Origin of the sequence: Acinetobacter sp. 1130196 (genome assembly GCF_000588095.1) — a bacterium.
Classification (GTDB): domain Bacteria; phylum Pseudomonadota; class Gammaproteobacteria; order Pseudomonadales; family Moraxellaceae; genus Acinetobacter; species Acinetobacter nosocomialis.
Genome location: NZ_JFWX01000006.1, coordinates 1 through 18,669, shown reverse-complemented (window position 1 = coordinate 18,669; position 18,669 = coordinate 1). Strand labels below are relative to the sequence as shown.

At 37.0% G+C, this 18,669-nt stretch carries 18 protein-coding genes and 1 pseudogene; 7 read left to right on the top strand and 12 right to left on the bottom strand.

Translation table 11 applies throughout. The features are described 5' to 3' along the window. Positions 1–128: 128 nt before the first annotated feature. From J671_RS09175 to J671_RS09160, 6 genes are all read right to left on the bottom strand, one after another. Entirely contained in the window at positions 129–1,238 is a 1,110-nt protein-coding gene (locus J671_RS09175; protein WP_009504867.1) for a 3-deoxy-7-phosphoheptulonate synthase, read from the bottom strand. Positions 1,239–1,334: 96 nt separating this feature from the next. Further along, positions 1,335–2,219 carry a sulfite exporter TauE/SafE family protein gene (locus J671_RS09170; protein WP_002049910.1) on the bottom strand — a complete coding sequence of 295 codons (885 nt, stop codon included), beginning with the start codon at positions 2,217–2,219 and terminating at the stop codon, positions 1,335–1,337. A 138-nt stretch (positions 2,220–2,357) separates the two neighbouring features. Beyond that, complete coding sequence (locus tag J671_RS0104310) at positions 2,358–2,654, bottom strand: hypothetical protein (RefSeq protein ID WP_004887390.1); 297 nt, start codon at positions 2,652–2,654, stop codon at positions 2,358–2,360. Next, positions 2,651–4,207 (bottom strand): PepSY-associated TM helix domain-containing protein, encoded by a 1,557-nt coding sequence (locus J671_RS09165; RefSeq protein ID WP_031982064.1) that lies wholly within the window; start codon positions 4,205–4,207, stop codon positions 2,651–2,653. Before J671_RS09165 ends, J671_RS0104310 begins: the two co-directional genes overlap by 4 nt. Beyond that, complete coding sequence (locus J671_RS0104305) at positions 4,200–4,499, bottom strand: hypothetical protein (RefSeq protein ID WP_004709000.1); 300 nt, start codon at positions 4,497–4,499, stop codon at positions 4,200–4,202. Before J671_RS0104305 ends, J671_RS09165 begins: the two co-directional genes overlap by 8 nt. Before the next feature lie 60 nt (positions 4,500–4,559). Beyond that, complete coding sequence (locus J671_RS09160; protein ID WP_006581554.1) at positions 4,560–6,695, bottom strand: TonB-dependent siderophore receptor; 2,136 nt, start codon at positions 6,693–6,695, stop codon at positions 4,560–4,562. Positions 6,696–6,915: 220 nt separating this feature from the next. Here J671_RS09160 and lpxB point away from each other — a divergent pair, with 220 nt between their 5' ends. Then, the gene (lpxB, locus tag J671_RS09155; RefSeq protein ID WP_006581555.1) at positions 6,916–8,091 is read left to right on the top strand and encodes a lipid-A-disaccharide synthase; all 1,176 of its coding nucleotides are present in this window, start codon (positions 6,916–6,918) and stop codon (positions 8,089–8,091) included. A gap of 3 nt (positions 8,092–8,094) precedes the next feature. On the opposite strand, the gene J671_RS09150 is transcribed toward lpxB, so the two are convergent. Beyond that, positions 8,095–8,736 carry a CerR family C-terminal domain-containing protein gene (locus J671_RS09150; RefSeq protein ID WP_004887381.1) on the bottom strand — a complete coding sequence of 214 codons (642 nt, stop codon included), beginning with the start codon at positions 8,734–8,736 and terminating at the stop codon, positions 8,095–8,097. Positions 8,737–8,852: 116 nt separating this feature from the next. On the opposite strand from J671_RS09150, the gene J671_RS09145 reads away from it, so the two are divergent. From J671_RS09145 to J671_RS09130, 4 genes are read left to right on the top strand one after another with little or no spacing between them, the layout of a single operon-like run. Continuing rightward, positions 8,853–9,872 (top strand): HlyD family efflux transporter periplasmic adaptor subunit, encoded by a 1,020-nt coding sequence (locus tag J671_RS09145; RefSeq protein ID WP_004887380.1) that lies wholly within the window; start codon positions 8,853–8,855, stop codon positions 9,870–9,872. Further along, entirely contained in the window at positions 9,865–11,628 is a 1,764-nt protein-coding gene (locus tag J671_RS09140) for an ATP-binding cassette domain-containing protein (protein WP_004887377.1), read from the top strand. The genes J671_RS09145 and J671_RS09140 overlap by 8 nt, the downstream gene beginning before the upstream one ends. A gap of 10 nt (positions 11,629–11,638) precedes the next feature. After that, positions 11,639–12,763, top strand: coding sequence for an ABC transporter permease (locus J671_RS09135; protein WP_004887376.1), 1,125 nt, complete (start codon positions 11,639–11,641; stop codon positions 12,761–12,763). 4 nt (positions 12,764–12,767) lie between these two features. Next, a complete protein-coding gene (locus tag J671_RS09130) occupies positions 12,768–13,886 on the top strand; it encodes an ABC transporter permease (protein WP_004887375.1) in 1,119 nt (372 codons plus the stop codon). A 44-nt stretch (positions 13,887–13,930) separates the two neighbouring features. On the opposite strand, the gene J671_RS09125 is transcribed toward J671_RS09130, so the two are convergent. Next, positions 13,931–14,800 (bottom strand): DUF2797 domain-containing protein, encoded by an 870-nt coding sequence (locus J671_RS09125; RefSeq protein WP_004887374.1) that lies wholly within the window; start codon positions 14,798–14,800, stop codon positions 13,931–13,933. 39 nt (positions 14,801–14,839) lie between these two features. Between J671_RS09125 and J671_RS09120 the strand changes: the two genes are divergently transcribed. Further along, positions 14,840–15,301, top strand: a complete 462-nt coding sequence (locus J671_RS09120) for a DUF6231 family protein (protein WP_002049924.1) — start codon at positions 14,840–14,842, stop codon at positions 15,299–15,301. Between the two features lie 99 nt (positions 15,302–15,400). Continuing rightward, a complete protein-coding gene (locus J671_RS09115; protein WP_004887373.1) occupies positions 15,401–15,991 on the top strand; it encodes a YidB family protein in 591 nt (196 codons plus the stop codon). 104 nt (positions 15,992–16,095) lie between these two features. Here the strand turns inward: J671_RS09115 and J671_RS09110 are convergent, their stop codons facing one another. From J671_RS09110 to J671_RS09095, 4 genes and pseudogenes are all read right to left on the bottom strand, one after another. After that, complete coding sequence (locus J671_RS09110) at positions 16,096–17,157, bottom strand: porin (protein ID WP_004701846.1); 1,062 nt, start codon at positions 17,155–17,157, stop codon at positions 16,096–16,098. A 254-nt stretch (positions 17,158–17,411) separates the two neighbouring features. Continuing rightward, complete coding sequence (locus J671_RS09105; protein WP_000312749.1) at positions 17,412–17,825, bottom strand: HIT family protein; 414 nt, start codon at positions 17,823–17,825, stop codon at positions 17,412–17,414. 18 nt (positions 17,826–17,843) lie between these two features. Continuing rightward, entirely contained in the window at positions 17,844–18,113 is a 270-nt protein-coding gene (locus J671_RS09100) for a YARHG domain-containing protein (RefSeq protein WP_004701840.1), read from the bottom strand. Positions 18,114–18,415: 302 nt separating this feature from the next. Next, positions 18,416–18,669: pseudogene (locus J671_RS09095) on the bottom strand (IS5/IS1182 family transposase); the annotation flags it as partial.

Genomic DNA, 18,669 nt, shown 5'->3' with positions numbered 1-18,669 from the left:
GTCGTAGTGGAAAAACTCGTCGAAGTATAATCAAAAACGAATAGCTGTCATAGCTGAATTCCGACCAAACAAAATAAAAAAAACCCTCAAAAAAATGAGGGTTTAATCTTCAATCTTTAAAAGATGAATTAACGGTTTGGTAAAACTTCTTTTAAAGCTTCATGCATTTCAAGCAATGTCTTTTCAGTAGTTTCCCAGTCAATACAACCATCAGTTACTGACTTACCGTATTCAAGGTCGCAAAGATTTTCAGGAATATCTTGGCGGCCGCCTTTTAAATGGCTTTCGACCATAATACCTACGATAGACTTATTACCATCTAAAATTTGTTCAGTAATATTTTTAAGAACAAGCGGTTGTAAGTATGGGTCTTTATTTGAGTTTGCGTGGCTCGCATCAATCATGATTTTGTTGCTAACTTTTGCTTTTGCTAAAGCATTTTCTGCTTCTGCAACAGAGCCAGCATCGTAGTTTGGCTTACCATTACCGCCACGTAATACTACGTGTGCATAAGGATTACCATTTGTATTAATAATTGAAACCTGACCGTCTTCATTTAAGCCTAAGAAACTATGGCCATATTTAACAGACTGCATGGCATTGGTTGCGACAGTTAAACCGCCGTCTGTACCATTTTTAAAACCTACTGGTGATGATAAGCCAGAAGACATTTCACGGTGAGTTTGGCTCTCGGTTGTACGTGCACCAATAGCAGACCATGAAATTAAATCTTGGTAGTACTGTGGAGAGTTAGGGTCAAGTGCTTCAGTTGCACAAGGTAAACCTTTTTCATTTAACTCAAGCAAAAGTTTACGACCAATACGTAGACCTTTCTCAATGTTAAATGAGTCATTCATATCTGGATCGTTAATTAAGCCTTTCCAGCCAATTGTTGTACGTGGTTTTTCAAAATAAACACGCATAACTAGATATAGAGTATCTTTAACCTTTTCGCTTAATGCTTTTAAGCGGTCAGCATATTCGTGAGCAGCTTTTGGATCATGGATAGAGCAAGGACCAATAACGACAAATAAACGTTTATCTGAGCCATCTAAAATATTACGAATAGTTTCGCGGCCTTTTAGAACAGTTTGGGAAGCAACATCAGATAATGGAAGTTCTGATTTAAGCTCAGCTGGTGTTACAAGAGTTTGGATACTTTTAATGTTAACGTCGTCGATATCTGGCTTTGAAACGGAATTTGAATGTGTAGTCATTGCTGTCACTGGTTCGATCATACTAAAGGTTGTTTTGTGTACTGAATATACCATGAAATAATTATGAAAATACTACATCTCATGGCAATTCAGTTTGGAAAAATCCTATTGATTTTACTATCTTTCAGTCGAGTTGCCTGTTTTTTCAGCAACTACTGCTTGTTGTACCACAGCTGCTTTTGGTTTGGCTTTGACTGGGTGGACCATAAAGTTAACACCAAGAGCAAATAATGTAATACCCAAAATTTTACGGATTAAACGTTCCGGCATACGTGAGCTAATTAATGTGCCAATAATAATTGCCGGAATAGAACCTACCAACAACCACATAAGGAGCATAAAGTCGACGTTACCGGCACTCATATGTCCAAGACCGGCAACTAAGGTTAGTAATACTGCATGTACGACATCTGACCCAATAATTCGAATCATTGGTAAGTTCGGAAACATAATTACGAGTGCCATAATTCCAAAGGCACCAGCACCAACAGATGATAACGTTACGAATACACCTAGAATAATGCCCATAATCACAATATAGGTGCGTTTATTTTGAACAGCTAATTGCTCATTTTCAGTTTGGGTATTCTCTTTATTTCGGAATTTATTAAAGAACTTTTCAATACGAGTACGGAAAATAATAGAAACACCAGTCAAGGTCAGCATAAAGCCTAATACCATTGTTAAAACAGCTTTATAGTGTGTTGACTGACTTAAATAATGTTCCAATACCCAAGCAGTACCGAAAGACGCAGGAATACTACCCACTGCTAGCCATAAAACAATAGGCCACACGATATTGAGTTTTTTTGCGTGAACCATTGATCCACAAAACTTTGAAATTGCGGCATAAAGTAAATCGGTACCAATTGCGATATGCGGTTCAATTCTAAAAAGACCAATTAAAATTGGTGTCATTAATGACCCACCACCAACTCCTGTAATCCCTACACAGAAACCAACTAACATACCCGCTAAGATAAATTCAAAAGCACCAGACATCTTTATCGCCACTTATCACGAAACGCAGATATCTTATTCCTTTTAGAGATAAACAGTTGTCATGAATAATGATTTACTTATGCAAAAAAACGCTAAGCAATCAAAAATATGCCTATTTTGATGAAATTTTATTCAAATTCATGACTTAGATGATGATTTCAAAGCTCTTAAGGGGTTAAGCCAAAGTATGAGTAAAAAGGTAAGGGGTGTTGCAAAGATCCACCAGCTGACAAAACCAATTGAAAAACCATATTTTTTGATGAGAATAAACCCGCTCAACGCAAATAGTAAAAAGGCCAATATCCTTAACAATGGATAATATTTTTGAGCTAAAGATTTGAAATGATCAGTTGATTTCGATGAGCGATACTTTTCAGCCGATATGAATAGTAAATACATGCCTAGTAAAGTCAGGATAAACACAAAGAACATCATGAATTCACCTCAATATTTAACTTATTCAGCTTTTTTTGAATTTTTTCTACGGCTTTATGTTGAATCGGTTTAATTTTAAAAAATATGAAAAGGGCTAAGGCTGCAAATAACCAGAAAAAAATATCTATGCGTGCAAAATCCCAATAAGCGTTAAAGTTTTGGACATAATGATTTTTTAGCAAATAACTTATATTTAAGAGAGGGAGTGCTATACAAAGCAAAATGAAGATGCCAAGTTGAGTTCGCCACAAATATTGTTTTCTAGTGATGAGCGCAATAATCAAGCTTATTAGCCATACCAAGAAGAAGCTATAAATTTCATAATTGATAGTAGTTGTCGTGACTGTAAACAATCGATTTGCATATAAATAAGCAAGTGTTGCACAAGGCAAACCTATAAATGTAGCAACATTTAAACGATCAACTAAATAATGCCCAAAATGAAACTTACTATTTTTCTTTTGAAGTTGGCGTTTTAGGCTCCAAAGTAACAAGCCAGATGCAATCATTACACATCCTAAAATACCAGAGAAAAACAACCCTAAGCGAAGTAAAGGCTGAGCAAAAGTTGCCATATGTAAGCCATATACTCCAGCATAAAGTGTAGCAATAGGACTATGATTACGTGTATCACCCAAGACTTTGCCAGTTGATGCGTCTAGTGTGATTTGTGCTTGATTACGGGTAATAGAACGGTCTTCTTGCTGAATAAATGTAATTTGAGCCTGATTCGTATTTGGGTTTTTAACACTTATAGTTGCTAAAGTTTGATTTCCCCAACGTTGCTGAACTTGACTCAATAAATTCTCAATAGCTAAGTTTTGAGCAGGTTGAATCGATTGGTTCTCAGAGACCGTCTTTGTGCGAATTTCGGTAAAATATTGATATGGATTATCTGGATAGAGTTTTTGCATTCCCCAAGGAAGATATAAATAGAAGAAAATAGCCAAGCCTGTAAAAGTAATAGTCAAAAAGAAGGGCAGTGCAATAACAGATGAAACATTATGAAAATCTAACCATGAACGCTGAGACTTAAAGGTCCGTAAAGTAAAAAAGTCGCTAAAGATTTTTTTATGGGTAATAATGCCTGAGATTAAGGCAATTAACATAATAAAAGCTGCTAAAGATACAACGAGCCGTCCAATTAATATCGGAATACCAAAAAGTTGATAGTGGAAACGATAGAAGAAGTCACCACCTTCAGTTGCTGAAAGTTTTAGTTCTTGACCAGTATTTGCATCAAGTGTTGCATTTCCATAACCACCGTCTGGTTTTTCCCAATACATGGTGTTAGCAGGACTTTCTGCGGTAGCAACAGTTAAATACCAAGATTTGGCATCGGGAGCGTTTTTTTGTAAGTACTGATATGCTGTTTTAATTGCCACATCTTGTTTTATTTCGTACTGTGCAAGTGCTGGTTGCATCCACAAATTAATTTCATGGCGGTAATACGACAAACTCCCCATTAAAAAAATAGTAAATACGAGCCATCCAAAAATTAATCCAGTCCATGAATGCAGCCATGCCATAGATTGGCGTATACCTTTATGCATAACTCACCATCCGTGTCACAATAAAGAAAAGGGTAAATAGCACGATTGATAGCCCAGTCACTTTCCATAACGATTGAATGCAAAAACCTACCATCACAAAAAATACATAAAACAAAATAGAGATAAATGCTGCCAAATAAATGGCTTCAGGTTTATCTAGAGTCAAATGAAAGATACCAGTAAGCCCAAGACTTAAATAAGCCATACAGGCATAACCCATACCGAAAACGACTAAAAATCGATAGAAAACTTTTATACGATATGACATAGGGAGATTTAATGTTTTGGACATCTTTACTGGCACATAAAAAATAAAAGAAAGCCAACACCTAAAGTGGAGTTGGCTACGCGTTTAATATTTAAACTTTACAGCAACCGTATAGTTGGCTGAGGGTCCATAAAAGCCTTGACCATTAGGGAAACTATACAAATATTTCTTATCGAAAATATTATTTCCATTGGCTTGGAGCGTAATGTGGTCATTCACTTCATAGCTCGCCATTAAATTTACTAAGGCATAAGCATCTTGCTTGATGGTGCTGTTTGCTGTCGAGTCGTATAGCTTCACGGCATCTTGCCATTGTAGCCCTGCGCCAACTTTCAGCTTAGGTAAAACTGATGGTGTATAGGTAGTCAGCAAATTAAGGGTTTGGTTTGGATTATACGTTCTCGCTTCGCCACCATTTTTTATATCTTTAATACTAAATTGAGCATAGCCAAAAGCAAGATTGACGTTATCAGTGATTTGACCAGATAACCCGACTTCGACACCTTGTGATTCTAAATCACTGGTTGGCACTTTTCGATTAAGTGGATTTCCGTCCGAGTTACGTAGTGGGTAATTGTTTTGTTCGGTTTTGAATACTGAAAGCGTCCCAGTTAAACGGTCATCTAGCCATGAGCTTTTTACACCCATTTCATAGCTTTTACCTTCAATTGGTTTTAAAGCTTGATTGGTATCTTGATCAATACCAGTTTGTGGACGGAAAATTGAGGTATAGCTCATATAACCTGTATATTCAGGTGTAAAGTTATAAGTTAAGCCCGCATACGGTGAAACTTTACTTTCACTATATTCCATAGGCGAACCATAGCTTTCGCCTTTACTCTCGGCTTTCACATAGTTTGCGCCAAGCAACAGTTTTAAATCTTCGTTGAGATGTAAGCGGGTAGCAGCATAAATTGAATCTATATTTTGCGTATAGTTCGCTGCTTCAGAGAAATCTGACCACGTTATAGATTGAGGTGTCCAACTTGCCCAGTTTGTGGTGGTCGAATTGATAACATTACTATCGTTAATTGTTCCCGTAGATTGTTTATCATGTTGACGACTACGTACATAGTTATAACCTAACGTTGCTTCATGCTCTTGGTTAAAGAGTTTATAAGTTCCCTCAAGATTAAAATCTACAGCATGTTGTTCTTGATGCTCTTGGCCACCCCATGGTGTCAAAGACACTCCTGAACCATCAGCTTTTGGGTAACCATAATAGTAAAGGAGGCGACTGTTATGCTTACTATCAAGATAGTTATAAGTCAGCTTAGCTGCCCATTGATCATTAATTTTCTGTTTTAATTCAACAAAAGCATTCTGTGTTTCATTATCCCAATGTGCCCAGTCAGGGTTTGGGTTATAGGAGCGATCATAAGAAATTTGTTTGCCGTTGGCATCAAGCAAGGGTAGAGCACCCCAGTTGTTTGCATTCGGTTTATTTTTTTCTTGGCTATAACCTAGGGTAAGTAATGTTGTATCTGTTAAATCAGCTTCAACAATACCAGCGAAACCATTTTTTTCTGAAGAATATCGGTCAAGGTATGAGTCACCAGTTTGCTCATAGCCCATAATGCGACCACGGACTTTTCCACTTGGTAGAATTGAGCCAGATACGTCAGCCTCATAACGCTGAGTATCCCAAGACCCGTAACTTATACCGCCGCTTGCTTGAAATTCTTGGGTTGGGCGTTTTCGAATATTATTGATGGTTGCACTTGGGTCACCAAATGCATTCGTTAAAGAGTCAGCACCTTTAACGACTTCTACACGATCATAAAAATAAGTATCAGGATTAGTATTGTTATAGTTATAACCTGAGAGGGGAAAACCTACGCCGTCAGTTAAAATATTTGAAATTTCAAACCCACGAGCCATATAAGTAGTTCGCTCGGTTTCCTGATTGGTTACTGTGACCCCAGGTGTATTGTTTAGAACATCTCGGGTGCTAGTAAGCCCAAAATCTTCAATTTGTTGACGAGTAACGACATTAATAGTTTGAGGCGTTTCTTTAGCCTCAATGTTAAGCTTAGTTGCACTGCTAGAGTTCTTAACATTATAGGCTTTGGTTTGTTCAGAAGACTGCTCTGTACTTGTAGCTTTAACTTGAATCGTCTGCAAAGCTTGTATATCTGCATCTTGAGCATAAGTGAGATTTGCATAACAAATCGCGCAGGCGATTACAGAAAGTTTAAATGGTCGAGGTGGGATGGTCATAATAGTAAAGATAATGTAAATAATTCTCATTTATTTTATTGTTTGTAAATGTAAGCTACAATTCAAATCGCATTGTTAATTTTGATTAAAAGATAGTGCATGAGTGTAATTTTAGATTGTGGTGTGCTTCTGCTGGCTTTAGCCATATATATTTACCAAGTTCAAGATTAATAAGCCTCTATGCTAGAATGCATTATTTCAAATTTTTGGGTAAATCGCCTTGGCAAATCGAAAACTTAAAATAGGCATTGTAGTTGGGGAAGTTTCTGGAGATACACTGGGTGTGAAACTTATGCGTAGTTTCCGTGAACAAGGAATCGATGCTGAGTTTGAAGGAATCGGTGGACCCCAAATGATTGCTGAGGGTTTTAACAGTTATTATCCAATGGAAACTTTATCTGTAATGGGGATTGTTGAGGTATTAAAAGATTTAAAAAAACTATTTGCCGTGCGAGATGGTTTAATTAACCAATGGACTCAGCAACCGGTTGATATTTTTATTGGTATTGATGCACCCGATTTTAACCTCAGACTTTCTAAAAGTATTAAAGAAAAGAGTCTTCCAATAAAAACAGTTCAATACGTGAGTCCATCTGTTTGGGCGTGGCGCCAAGGGCGTGTACATGGCATTAAACAGAGTATAGATTTAGTACTTTGTTTATTTCCGTTTGAAAAAGTCTTTTATGAGCGCTATGAAGTTCCAGCGGCCTTTGTAGGTCATCCGCTAGCAAAACAATTACCACTCGAAAATCCAATTCAAATTGCTAAACAGCAATTGGGTCTTAATGAAAATCAGAAGTATATTGCTTTATTACCAGGTAGCCGAAAAGGTGAAGTAGAGCGACTTCTTCCTATGTTACTGGGTGCTGCTAATATTTTGCATACCAAATATCCAGATATCCAATTCTTGATTCCGGCCATTAATGATGCCCGTAAGCAACAGATTGAGCAGGGTGTTCAACAACTAGCACCTCATTTAAAGGCTTGCATTAATATTTTAGAAAATACAGATAGCGAATCGAAAATTGGCCGTATGGTCATGAATGCAAGTGATATTATTGCTTTAGCTTCTGGGACTGCGACATTAGAAGCAATGTTAATGCATAGACCGATGGTCACTTTCTATAAATTGCATTGGCTGACCTATATAATTGCTAAGCTTTTGGTCAAAATTCCTTATTATTCTTTACCGAATATTATTGCGGGTAAAAAAGTTATTGAAGAGCTGATTCAGGCAGATGCTACGCCAGAAAATTTAGCAGCTGAAATAGAAAAACTAATGAATGTTGAAACGGCGCAAATTCAAGTAATGCAACATTTAACCATGCATAAACAACTTATTTCTGGAAATACGGAAGATCCTGTTCAGGCTATTTTGAAATGTCTGAATAGCTAACCTTTAGGATTTTGATTGGCTAATTGCTTTTAATCCTGCTAATGAAAATTTTTTGAAATGTTCAATTAAATCATGCAATGGCATCTGAGCAATATTTTTAAGAGGCTCAGGTGCTTGAGTATTTGGTCCAGCAATAATGAGCATCATACAAGGTGTCATCACGCTTAAAATACATGGTAAAACCGCTGGATCATTTTCCTCTAAACCTGCAACTTGACTAATTAACTTACGAATAAGAAAAAATTTTCTCATACCTGTAAGTTCAATAAAACTTAATAAATGCTCAGAAGGTGAAAACAGTTCACGAATAAAAACTTTGCCATGCCAGACATCTTTTTCTGTCAATTTATGCAGTAAAGTTTCAAGTAGTAAACTCAATTTTTCTTCAGGAGAGTAAGTGCTTTCGACAAGTTCTAATAAATATTTTTCATCTAGATAGTGGGCATGTGCTTCCACCAAAACTGCTTGATATAAACCATCTCGACCATCAAAGTGATAGTTAATTGCAGCTAAATCGACATTAGCAGCGTTAGCAATTGTTTTGTTCGCTGTTTTTGCAAAACCATACTGGGCAATTAATGGTCCTGCTGCCTCAATAATTTTAGTCTTTGTTAAGTCACCATCACTTCGTCTAGATCTGGACATGTTTAAACCTAATTTTCATTCACCATAAAAGTATATCTTTTATTCAAAGATTGGAGTAATTTAAATTTAAATTGAATTTAAACCAAGAAAATTTGAATTTAATAAAGGATAATAAGATGAATAAAAAAGTGATTGCCATAGTCCTAGTTATTATAGCTCTGGTTGTCATCGGTTTTTGGGTGTGGGGATATAAGACAAAAAATCAAGAAGATAGTAATTTGACTCTATATGGAAACGTGGATATCCGCCAAGTTTCACTTGCATTTGAACAGCCGGGCCGTATTGAAAAACTCTTAGTTCAAGAGGGTGATAAAGTTAAAGCCGGTCAAGTATTAGCAACTCTGAATACTAATGCATTACAAATTCAGGCAAAGCAAGCCCAAGCACAACTCAAAGCTCAACAAGAAGCTATCGTTAAACAACAAGTCGGAGCTCGGCCAGAAGAAATTAGTCAAGCAAGAGCACAACTCGCTTCTGCTCAAGCTGATTTAGATAAAGCCAGTAAAAACTTGCAAAGGTTACAAATATTGGTGATTAGTACGGATGGTCGGGCAATTAGCCAACAAGAACTCGACTATGCCAAAAGTAATCAACATAGTGCTGAAGCAGCGGTCCGTGAAAGACAAGCTAATTTAGAATTGGTCATTAAAGGCGCTAGACAAGAGGATCGAGAAGCAACCAAAGCACAATATGACGCAACCAAAGCGAATTTAGATCTAATCAACTATAACCTTACTCAAGCTGTACTAAAGTCTCCTGTAAATGCAGTGGTGAGAGCGCGACTACAAGAAGTTGGAGATATGACCACTGCGCAAAAGGCAGTTTATACATTGGCCTTGACCGATCCAAAATGGGTTCGTTTATATGCAAATGAAAAAGATTTGAGTTCCATTCATATGGGTGGTACGGCACAGGTCATTCGAGATGCTGATCCGAATCAACCTATCAATGGAAAAATTGGCTATATATCTTCTGTGGCTGAGTTCACGCCTAAAACTGTACAGACTGATGAGATAAGAACAACTCTAGTTTATGAAGTTCGAGTTTACGTAAATGACCCGAATGATCAATTGAAAATGGGTCAACCAGTGACTGTAAAAGTACCACTTGTTTCAGGTGAGAAAGCTCATGACTGATAATAATGTAGTGGTTCAAGCCCATCATTTATCGATGATTTTTAAAGGTGAAAATAAAAAGTTAGCAGATACTAAGGCAATTGATGATTTGGATATGCAAATCAATAAAGGAGAACTTACTGCTTTAGTTGGCCCAGATGGCGCAGGAAAAACAACTTTATTAAGATTAGTTGCTGGACTATATAAAGCTACTTCAGGTTCTCTGAATGTGCTTGGGTTTGATATCGATAAAAATCCTCAAGCTGTGCAAGACCGTATTAGTTATATGCCACAACGTTTCGGTCTGTATGAAGACTTAAGTGTACAAGAAAATTTAAATTTATATGCCGATTTACATGGCGTTCCCAAAGATGTACGCAGTCAAAGATTTAAACGGTTATTAGAAATAACGGATCTTACTCAATTCATTCAACGCCCAGCGGGGAAACTTTCTGGTGGAATGAAACAAAAGCTAGGACTGGCATGTACGTTAGTTCGTTCCCCAGAATTACTATTGCTTGATGAGCCTAGTGTTGGAGTAGATCCTTTATCAAGAAGAGATTTATGGACTATTATTGAACAGCTTGTTCAAGAAGAAAATTTAAGCGTTATTATAAGTACTGCTTATATGGATGAAGCAGAAAAGTGTGACTATGTATATATCATGTATGAGGGCAAAATTTTAAAGCAAGGCTCACCTGAGCAATTAAAAGAAATAGCACATGGACAAACATGGAAAGTAAAACTTTCAGAGCAAATTAAGGCACGGACTTTACAAGCCCAATTGCTTGGAAATTCTGTTGACATTATTGATGCTGTTCCAAAGGGTGAACAGGTAAACTTTATCAGTCGCCAAAAAGAATTATCAACAGATATTTTACTTCAGGGGCTAGTCGCTCATAGGCGATCAGCTGAACTTGAAGATACGTTTATGATGTTGTTGCAGCAGACTCAAAAGCAACGAAAACTAGTATCTGTTCCTGAGCAGAATTTTCAATTAGAACAAAACAATAATTTGAAATCACAACAACCCGTCATTGTTGTTAAAGATCTAGTCAGAAACTTTGGCGATTTTACTGCCGTTGCCAATACATCATTTGATGTAAAGCGAGGCGAAATATTTGGATTACTTGGCCCAAATGGTGCGGGTAAAACCACAACATTTCGGATGTTATGTGGATTGTTACCAGCAAGTAGTGGCTATCTAGAAGTTGCTGGTAAAAACTTACGCACAGCTCGTGCTGAGGCACGGGGCAAAGTGGGGTATGTCTCTCAGAAATTTGCACTGTATAGCAATTTAACTGTTTTAGAAAATTTGAAGTTTTTTGGTGGGGCCTATGGTCTAACAGGCAAAAAACTAAATCAACAAATTGATAATGCATTAGAGCAATACGATTTAAAACCTCATATTAAAAGTGGTGATTTACCCGGTGGTTATAAACAACGACTATCTATGGCTGCAGCACTGTTGCATGAACCAGAAATTTTATTTTTAGATGAACCTACGAGCGGGATAGATCCTCTTACACGGCGTTCATTTTGGTACAGCATTGGCGAGCTAGCAAATCAGGGAATTACCATCATTATTACGACTCATTTTATGGAGGAGGCGGAATATTGTGACCGCATCGCCATACAAGATGCTGGAAAATTATTGGCCTTAGGCTCACCCCAACAAGTACGCGATTTAGCCAGTCGAGATAAGTATATTGGTGATATGAATGAGGCTTTTATAGCAATTGTAGAGCAAGCCCGTGCTTTAAGGCATGCTGTTTAGGAGGTCTACAATGAGCTTTGGATTTTGGAATCGATTGACAGCGTTAGTAAGGAAAGAAACTAAGCAGCTCATTCGTGACAAAAGCAGCCTCGGGATTGGTCTGGTTTTGCCTGTTATTTTAATTTTATTGTTTGGTTATGGACTTTCCTTTGACTTAAATCAGGCACGAGTTGGTGTCGTAGTTGATCAGTCCTCACCACAGATTAATCAGATTTTAGCGGGTTTAAAGGGTTCGCGATATTTAGCAAGTCAAGAGTTTCCTAGTTTACCTAAAGCAGAACAGGCCATTCGAGATGGAGAAATTGATGCCATTTTGCACTTTCCTTCAGATTTTACGAGTCAGACACAACAAGGTAATGCAAAGGCTCAACTACTATTAAATGGTACATCCACCACCATAGCAACAGCTTTGGAAGGCTATATTACAGGGGCTTTGACTACCGCGCCGTCTATACAAGTTGACCGTGGGCAAATATTAGCAACGTCAAGCGCCGTTAATATTGAACAACGAATATGGTTTAACGAATCTGCTAATAGTACTTGGTTTTTAGTCCCTGGCTTAATGGTATTAATTTTAACTTTAATCGGTGCATTTTTAACTGGTTTACTTATTGCTCGTGAAAGGGAGCGGGGAACACTAGAGGCCTTATTTGTCACACCTGTAAGACCATTTGAAATTGTATTAGCAAAGCTCATTCCTTATGTTGTTGTCGGCATGATTGATATCGTAATCTGTATTATTGCTGCCTATTTTATTTTTGAAGTACCCATGCGCGGTTCATTATTCTCAGTTTTATCGGCTTCATTTCTCTATTTAGTTGTTTCTTTATTACTTGGTTTAACCATATCGGGTTTTGCTCAAAGTCAGTTTCAGGCAAGTCAAATTGCTTTATTGGCAAGTTTTATGCCCGCACAGATGCTTTCAGGATTTGTTTTCGATACACGTAACTTACCTTTAGTGGTGCAAATTATTAGCCAGTTACTGCCAGCTACACATTTTATGATTTTAATTAAAACCTTATTTATGGGAGGTGATGACTGGAAGTTATGGCTTAAAGAATGCGGTTTTTTACTGGGATATATTATTGTTTTGATATGTGCCGTGAACTTTTCACTAAAAAAACGGTTGAGATAAAGTTATGTGGCAAAAATTAATCACGTGGCTGAAGCATTTAAGTTTTTTAGTCAAAAAAGAATTCTTAACTATTTTTAGTGACCCTGCAAATAGAGTCATTCTATTTGTACCAGCACTGATGCAAGCACTTTTGTTTGGTTACGCTGCAACTTATGATGTTAACCGTGTGGATTATGCAATTCTAGATCAGAGCAATGGCCAAGTCTCACATGAACTCATCTCAAAATTAGATGGCTCTGGTATTTTTAAGCGTGTTGCAACACTTCATTATACCGAACAAATCAAACAGGTGATTGATAGCCGTCAGGTATTGCTTGTAATCACGATTCCGTCAGACTTCGAGAGTAAATTAAATAATAACCAAAACTCTCCTATACAGGTGATTGTTGACGGCAGGAATTCATCAACCGCAGTCGTAGCAGGTTCATATCTAAACAAAATAGTTGGACAGTTTAATCAGCAAAAATTTAATTCAGCTTTACCTATTAGCCTTGAAACAAGAACATGGTATAACCCAAATCAAGAGTCTCGATGGAGCTTAATGCCTTCATTAATTGCGGCATTAAGTATGATGCAGACACTACTTTTATCTGCTTTGTCAGTCGCACGTGAACGTGAGCAGGGAACATTTGATCAGTTATTAGTAACACCGTATACGCCATTACAAATTATGATTGGTAAAGCTTTGCCGCCAATTTTTGTAGGACTGATGCAGTCAACTATTATTTTATTGATTATTTTGTTCTGGTTTAAAATTCCCATGAATGGCTCTATTGGGCTGCTTTATTTTGGGTTATTGAGTTTTAACGTGGCTATAGTTGGAGTGGGCTTATCAATTTCTGCATTATCATTAAATATGCAACAAGCCATGCTATTTACGTTTCTACTAATTATGCCTTTGATGTTGCTTTCAGGCTTACTGACACCTGTAGAAAATATGCCAAAAGCACTTGAAATAGCAACTTACGCAAATCCTTTAAGGTTTGGAATTAATTTGGTACAACGGGTGTATTTGGAAGGAGCAAACTTTACACAAGTTCAATTTAATTTTATTCCAATGATTATACTTGGACTGATCACTTTACCTTTAGCAGCTTGGCTATTTAGGAATAGATTATCTTAATCGTATTAATGAAAAGCCCCATTTTAGGGGCTTTTTAAATTTACTTATGCACGTACGATCAGTTCGTAACCCGTATATTTACGAATGTTGATAACACCAATATCAAAAATTAAATATTGGCCTTTGATACCTTGTAATAAACCACGAATTTTTGGTGTTTTATCTAAGTTTAGAGACTTAATTTTTTCAGGATATTGTTCAACAGGATAAACAAACTCACGCGGTAACTCATTTTCTAGTAATTCAACTGTCTCGTTAAATTCAAGATTTTGGCTAAACTCTTCACGTATAGTTTGAATTTTAGGTGCAAACTCTTCAATTAATTGATCACGTTGTTCAACCATATTTAGAGGTTCAGCTTCACCCTTAAGAAGTTTACGCCAGTCAGTTTTATCAGCAATTAGGGAACTAAACATGGTTTCAAGTTGACCAGATAAACGACGTGATCCAACTTTTAAAATAGGTAAAGCCTGAGTTGCTCCCTGATCTAGCCAGCGACCTGGCATATGGCTAACACGGGTAATTCCTACTTTTAAAGCACTTGAATTTGCCAAATACACAATATGTGGTTGGAAGCATACACTGTGGGCAAAGTCATCTTCACGACATGTACCTAAATGATAGTGACATGTTTCAGGTTTCATAATGCAAAGATCACACTCAGCTTTCGTTTTAAAACATTTAAAACAGTGACCTTGAGAATAGGACTTCGGTGTTTTGGCGCCACAAGATGTGCAATAAATATTACCTGTCCATTCGATTTCTAGTTCTTGTCCTAAATTAAAAGGAAGATCAATTTCTGAACGGTCTAATACAAATTTGTATTCAACATTTGCCTTGGTTGTCTGTTGATCAGTTACACTAGCATCTTTTAGGCCTGCATGCATTTTATGGCAAATGCCTTGTAGTTCCATAAAGTTTAAACTCACATCTTTCAATTAAGGGTTGCAGTTATGGCTGAACAAAATGTCATCACTTCTATGCTAGACGATTTATCAAACGAACAGCCCATTCATACTGCACTTTGTATTGGCCAGAAAATTGACCAGAATAACGCAATTCAATGGCACTATTTTACCGTAACTGAGCTTTTAAGTCTGCCTTTTACTCAGCGTTATGATTTAGGTTTTGTATTGTTTGATACAGATGAAATGCAAAGCGTTAGCGATGTACATAAATCACAATTATTAGTGAAGTTAAGAGATTTATTAGCAAAACGAATTGTTGTGGTAAGCAAACGCAGTGATGAACAGCTATTACGTTCTTTGGGGTTCACGCAACTCATCGATAAAACTTCACATGATAGTGATTTCGCTTTATGGCAATTTAATATCTTGACCTATAAACATGTTCCAGACTGGTTTAATTCAAAATTTTGGGCAAACCCGGAAAATTGGAATAAATTCCGCTGGTAAAAGGCTATTTAATCTCTTTCAAAATTTAACAATTTCGCTTTTGCTGTCTTAACAAAAAAACGCGTATGCTCCTGTATAAACCATACATAAGAGTTACTCATGACAAATTTAAGCAACATTGTAGAAGTTTTGGCTCAGCAAGCTTTAGGCGGGAACCAGCAAGCATCAAACCAAGGTGGTTTAGGTGGAATTTTAGGTTCTGTATTGGGACAAATGGGTGGTAATACTTCTTCTGGTACTCAAGGTGGTCTAGGTGGAGTATTAGGTTCGGTATTAGGCCAAGTGACTGGAAATAACAATACACCTCAAGCTGGTGGCGGTGTACAAAGTTTATTAATTGCTGTAGTACCTTTAATCTTAGGCTGGGTTCAACAACAAGGTGGTTTACAGGCTGCTTTAGAAAAGTTAAAAGGTGCAGGTTTAGGTAGTCAAGTTCAAAGTTGGGTTGATCCAAATCAAAGTAATAGTGAAGTTCCAACTCAGCAACTGCAAAGCTTATTTAACCCTGCAGATGTTGAACAAGTTGCCCAACAGACTCAAGCGCCAAAAGAGCAAGTTTACGGGGCGATCGCGTCTGTGTTACCTCAGGTTATTGATTCTTTAACACCACAGGGTGAAAGTACAGATCATCAAGAAGCGAATCAAGACATTCAAAACGTGATGAATCTTGTGAGCAGTTTCTTAAAATAAGATTGAGATTAAAAAAAGCCGATATAAAAATTATCGGCTTTTTTGTTGGTACAATAAAATAAAAGGGCATAAGCCCTTTTATTTTATGCAAGATGGTTAATAACTTAGAAGTTATATTCCATACCAGCACCTACAACAGTACGTTTATCGTCTTGAGCAAGCCAGTCACGTTTTTGTTGAGCAACAATACCGTAGAAACGTGCTTGTTTATTGATTTTGTAGTCTAAGCCTACGCCGTATTGATCAATTTTACGATCTTGCTGACCATCTACAGAAGCTTTAGAGGATTGGTATTGTCCTTTTACAACAAAAGGTGTTTCACCAATTTTGTAAGTTATAGCACCAACCCATGCATCTTCTTGTAAGCCTTTATATTTAGTCAACTCATCAGTTGGTTCAGCATGTTGCCATAAACCACCCAACACAAGACCAGTTGCACCAAGCTTGCTAAAATCGTAAGAGCCAGTTACACGGTAAGCATCAGAGAAAATATTGCTAAGGCCATAGGCATTGTATTTACCTTGTACGCTGTAGTTAGCAGCAGCAGCCAATGCTAAACCAATGTCTTTATTTTCGTAGCCGAGAGAGCCTGAAACTGAGTCACCAAAACCATTACGTTTGTCATCGTTACCAGATGCGCCTGGAGTTGGATCAGCAGGCGTTTCACCTTGTTGGAACATTACGTTGAATGTTACACCAGCAAGAAGTTTAGGATCAGATTCAAAACCAATAACGTTATTTAGACGTTCTTCACCATACATTGTGTTGGTAATATCTAAAATAGTGTGGTCGTTATAGATGTCTTGGTAGTTACCAGCGGCATTTTTGAAGTAAGAGTCAAATTTACCAACTTTCAATGTACCAACATTATTTGATTTGATACCGATATAACGGTTACGTTGACCAAGATCTGTACCATCACCATCAGCATTAATTTGCCATTCGGCTAAATAAACTGCTGACAAGTTATCAGTCAATTTCTCTTCGCCTTTTACCCCAATACGAGACGCGTTAGAGTTAACTTCGGTAACGTCACTTTTACCATCGAAATTTTTGTTGTCAACTTGGTCAATGGTAACATTGAGTTTACCGTACAAAGTTGGCGCTGCTTGCACCGCGTTTACGCTTAGAGTTGCAACTGCGGCAGCGAGAAGCAATTTCTTCATTGAGATTTCTCCAAAAGGTATTTTTAAATGGCGTATGCCTAGCTAACTTTTATTTTGTAGTTGGCTTATGTACAAAAAGTTACAGAAGCTCACCAACTTGCTAAGAAGTATCTGTAAACTTTGTGACAGTGGAGTGAAGAAGAAATGACAGTTTTATGACAAATAAGAATTAGAAATACTTTATTTTATTTTGATTTTATTACACTTTTTAAATAAAAAAAGCGGAGCCTAAGCTCCGCTTTTAACTCTTTAAATCAAAGAGCTGCTTTAATTTTTTCGGCTAAGGCCTTGATTTTATCTTGATCTCCTAATTGCGCAGCATGTTTACCAAGCTGGTGAACATTTGTTGGAATTAGGTGAAAGTGAACGTGAGGCACAGTTTGTCCAGCAGCGGCCCCAGATAATTGCATGAGAACAATACCATCTAGGTTTAGTGCTGTTTCCATTGCTTTCGCAATCTTTTGCACAATCTGGATGGTGTAAGCTGCTGCCTCAGGGGGTAAATCAAGTAAAGTTACTGCAGGAGTTTTTGGAATAACTAATGCATGACCATCGGCTTGGGGCATAATATCCATAAAAGCTAGAACTTGATCATCTTCATAGAGTTTTATCGCTGGAAGTTCACCACGTAAAATTTTTGCGAAGATATTTTGATCATCATATGCCATGAATTATTCCTTTAAGTACTATTTACACTTCAATTCTTTTTGACGTTCTTTAATTGCGTCTAGACGTTGCTGCTCTTTATCAGAGAATTTTGGCTTAGTCGTATGACAGTTTTCATTACCATATTTTTCTTTAGCATCTTGGTCTTTAAAGCAAAAGCCTTTTGATGCATAAATCAAATTGTAATCATCTTGCAATTTTTGACATTCTTGCTCAGGTGTTGCAGCTTGAGCACTGAAGCCGGCAAGAGATACCATTCCAGTGAATACTGCAACCAATAATTTATTCATGAGCTTTTCCTCAGTTAAGGTATGAACCTGTACTCAATATAAGGTTTATTCCCAATATTTCAATGACTATTAATTACTCAAGTGTTATTAAAAATCATGTTTTATCTTATAATACAAAAAAGCTTTACATATCAATATCTTTTTTAAAATTTAAATTAAATCAATTGGTTATATTTTATTTTAGATTAAATAATAAAAATATATACATAATAAATATTTAAAACGATTATTAAAATTTCATAGTAGACCTGGCTTTGTTGCATAAACATTCAAAAGCTGAGTTCTCCCCAATCCATTCAAATTTAAGACACAACTTGGGTGCGAGGTCTACCTAATTCCGTAAATCTATTCAGAACTGCCACACGCGCATGAATTTCATTGACCTGACTTTGAAAATGTCTTGCCGTCAGCCTATCACCTAATAATTTGATGCAATGCATCTTGGTTTCCACCAAACTACGACGGTGATAACCCGACCATTTTTTCCATAGGGTTCTGCCTAAATGTTTAACCGTTTGAAGTAACTCATTTCGTTCTATTGAACTTATTTTAGAAT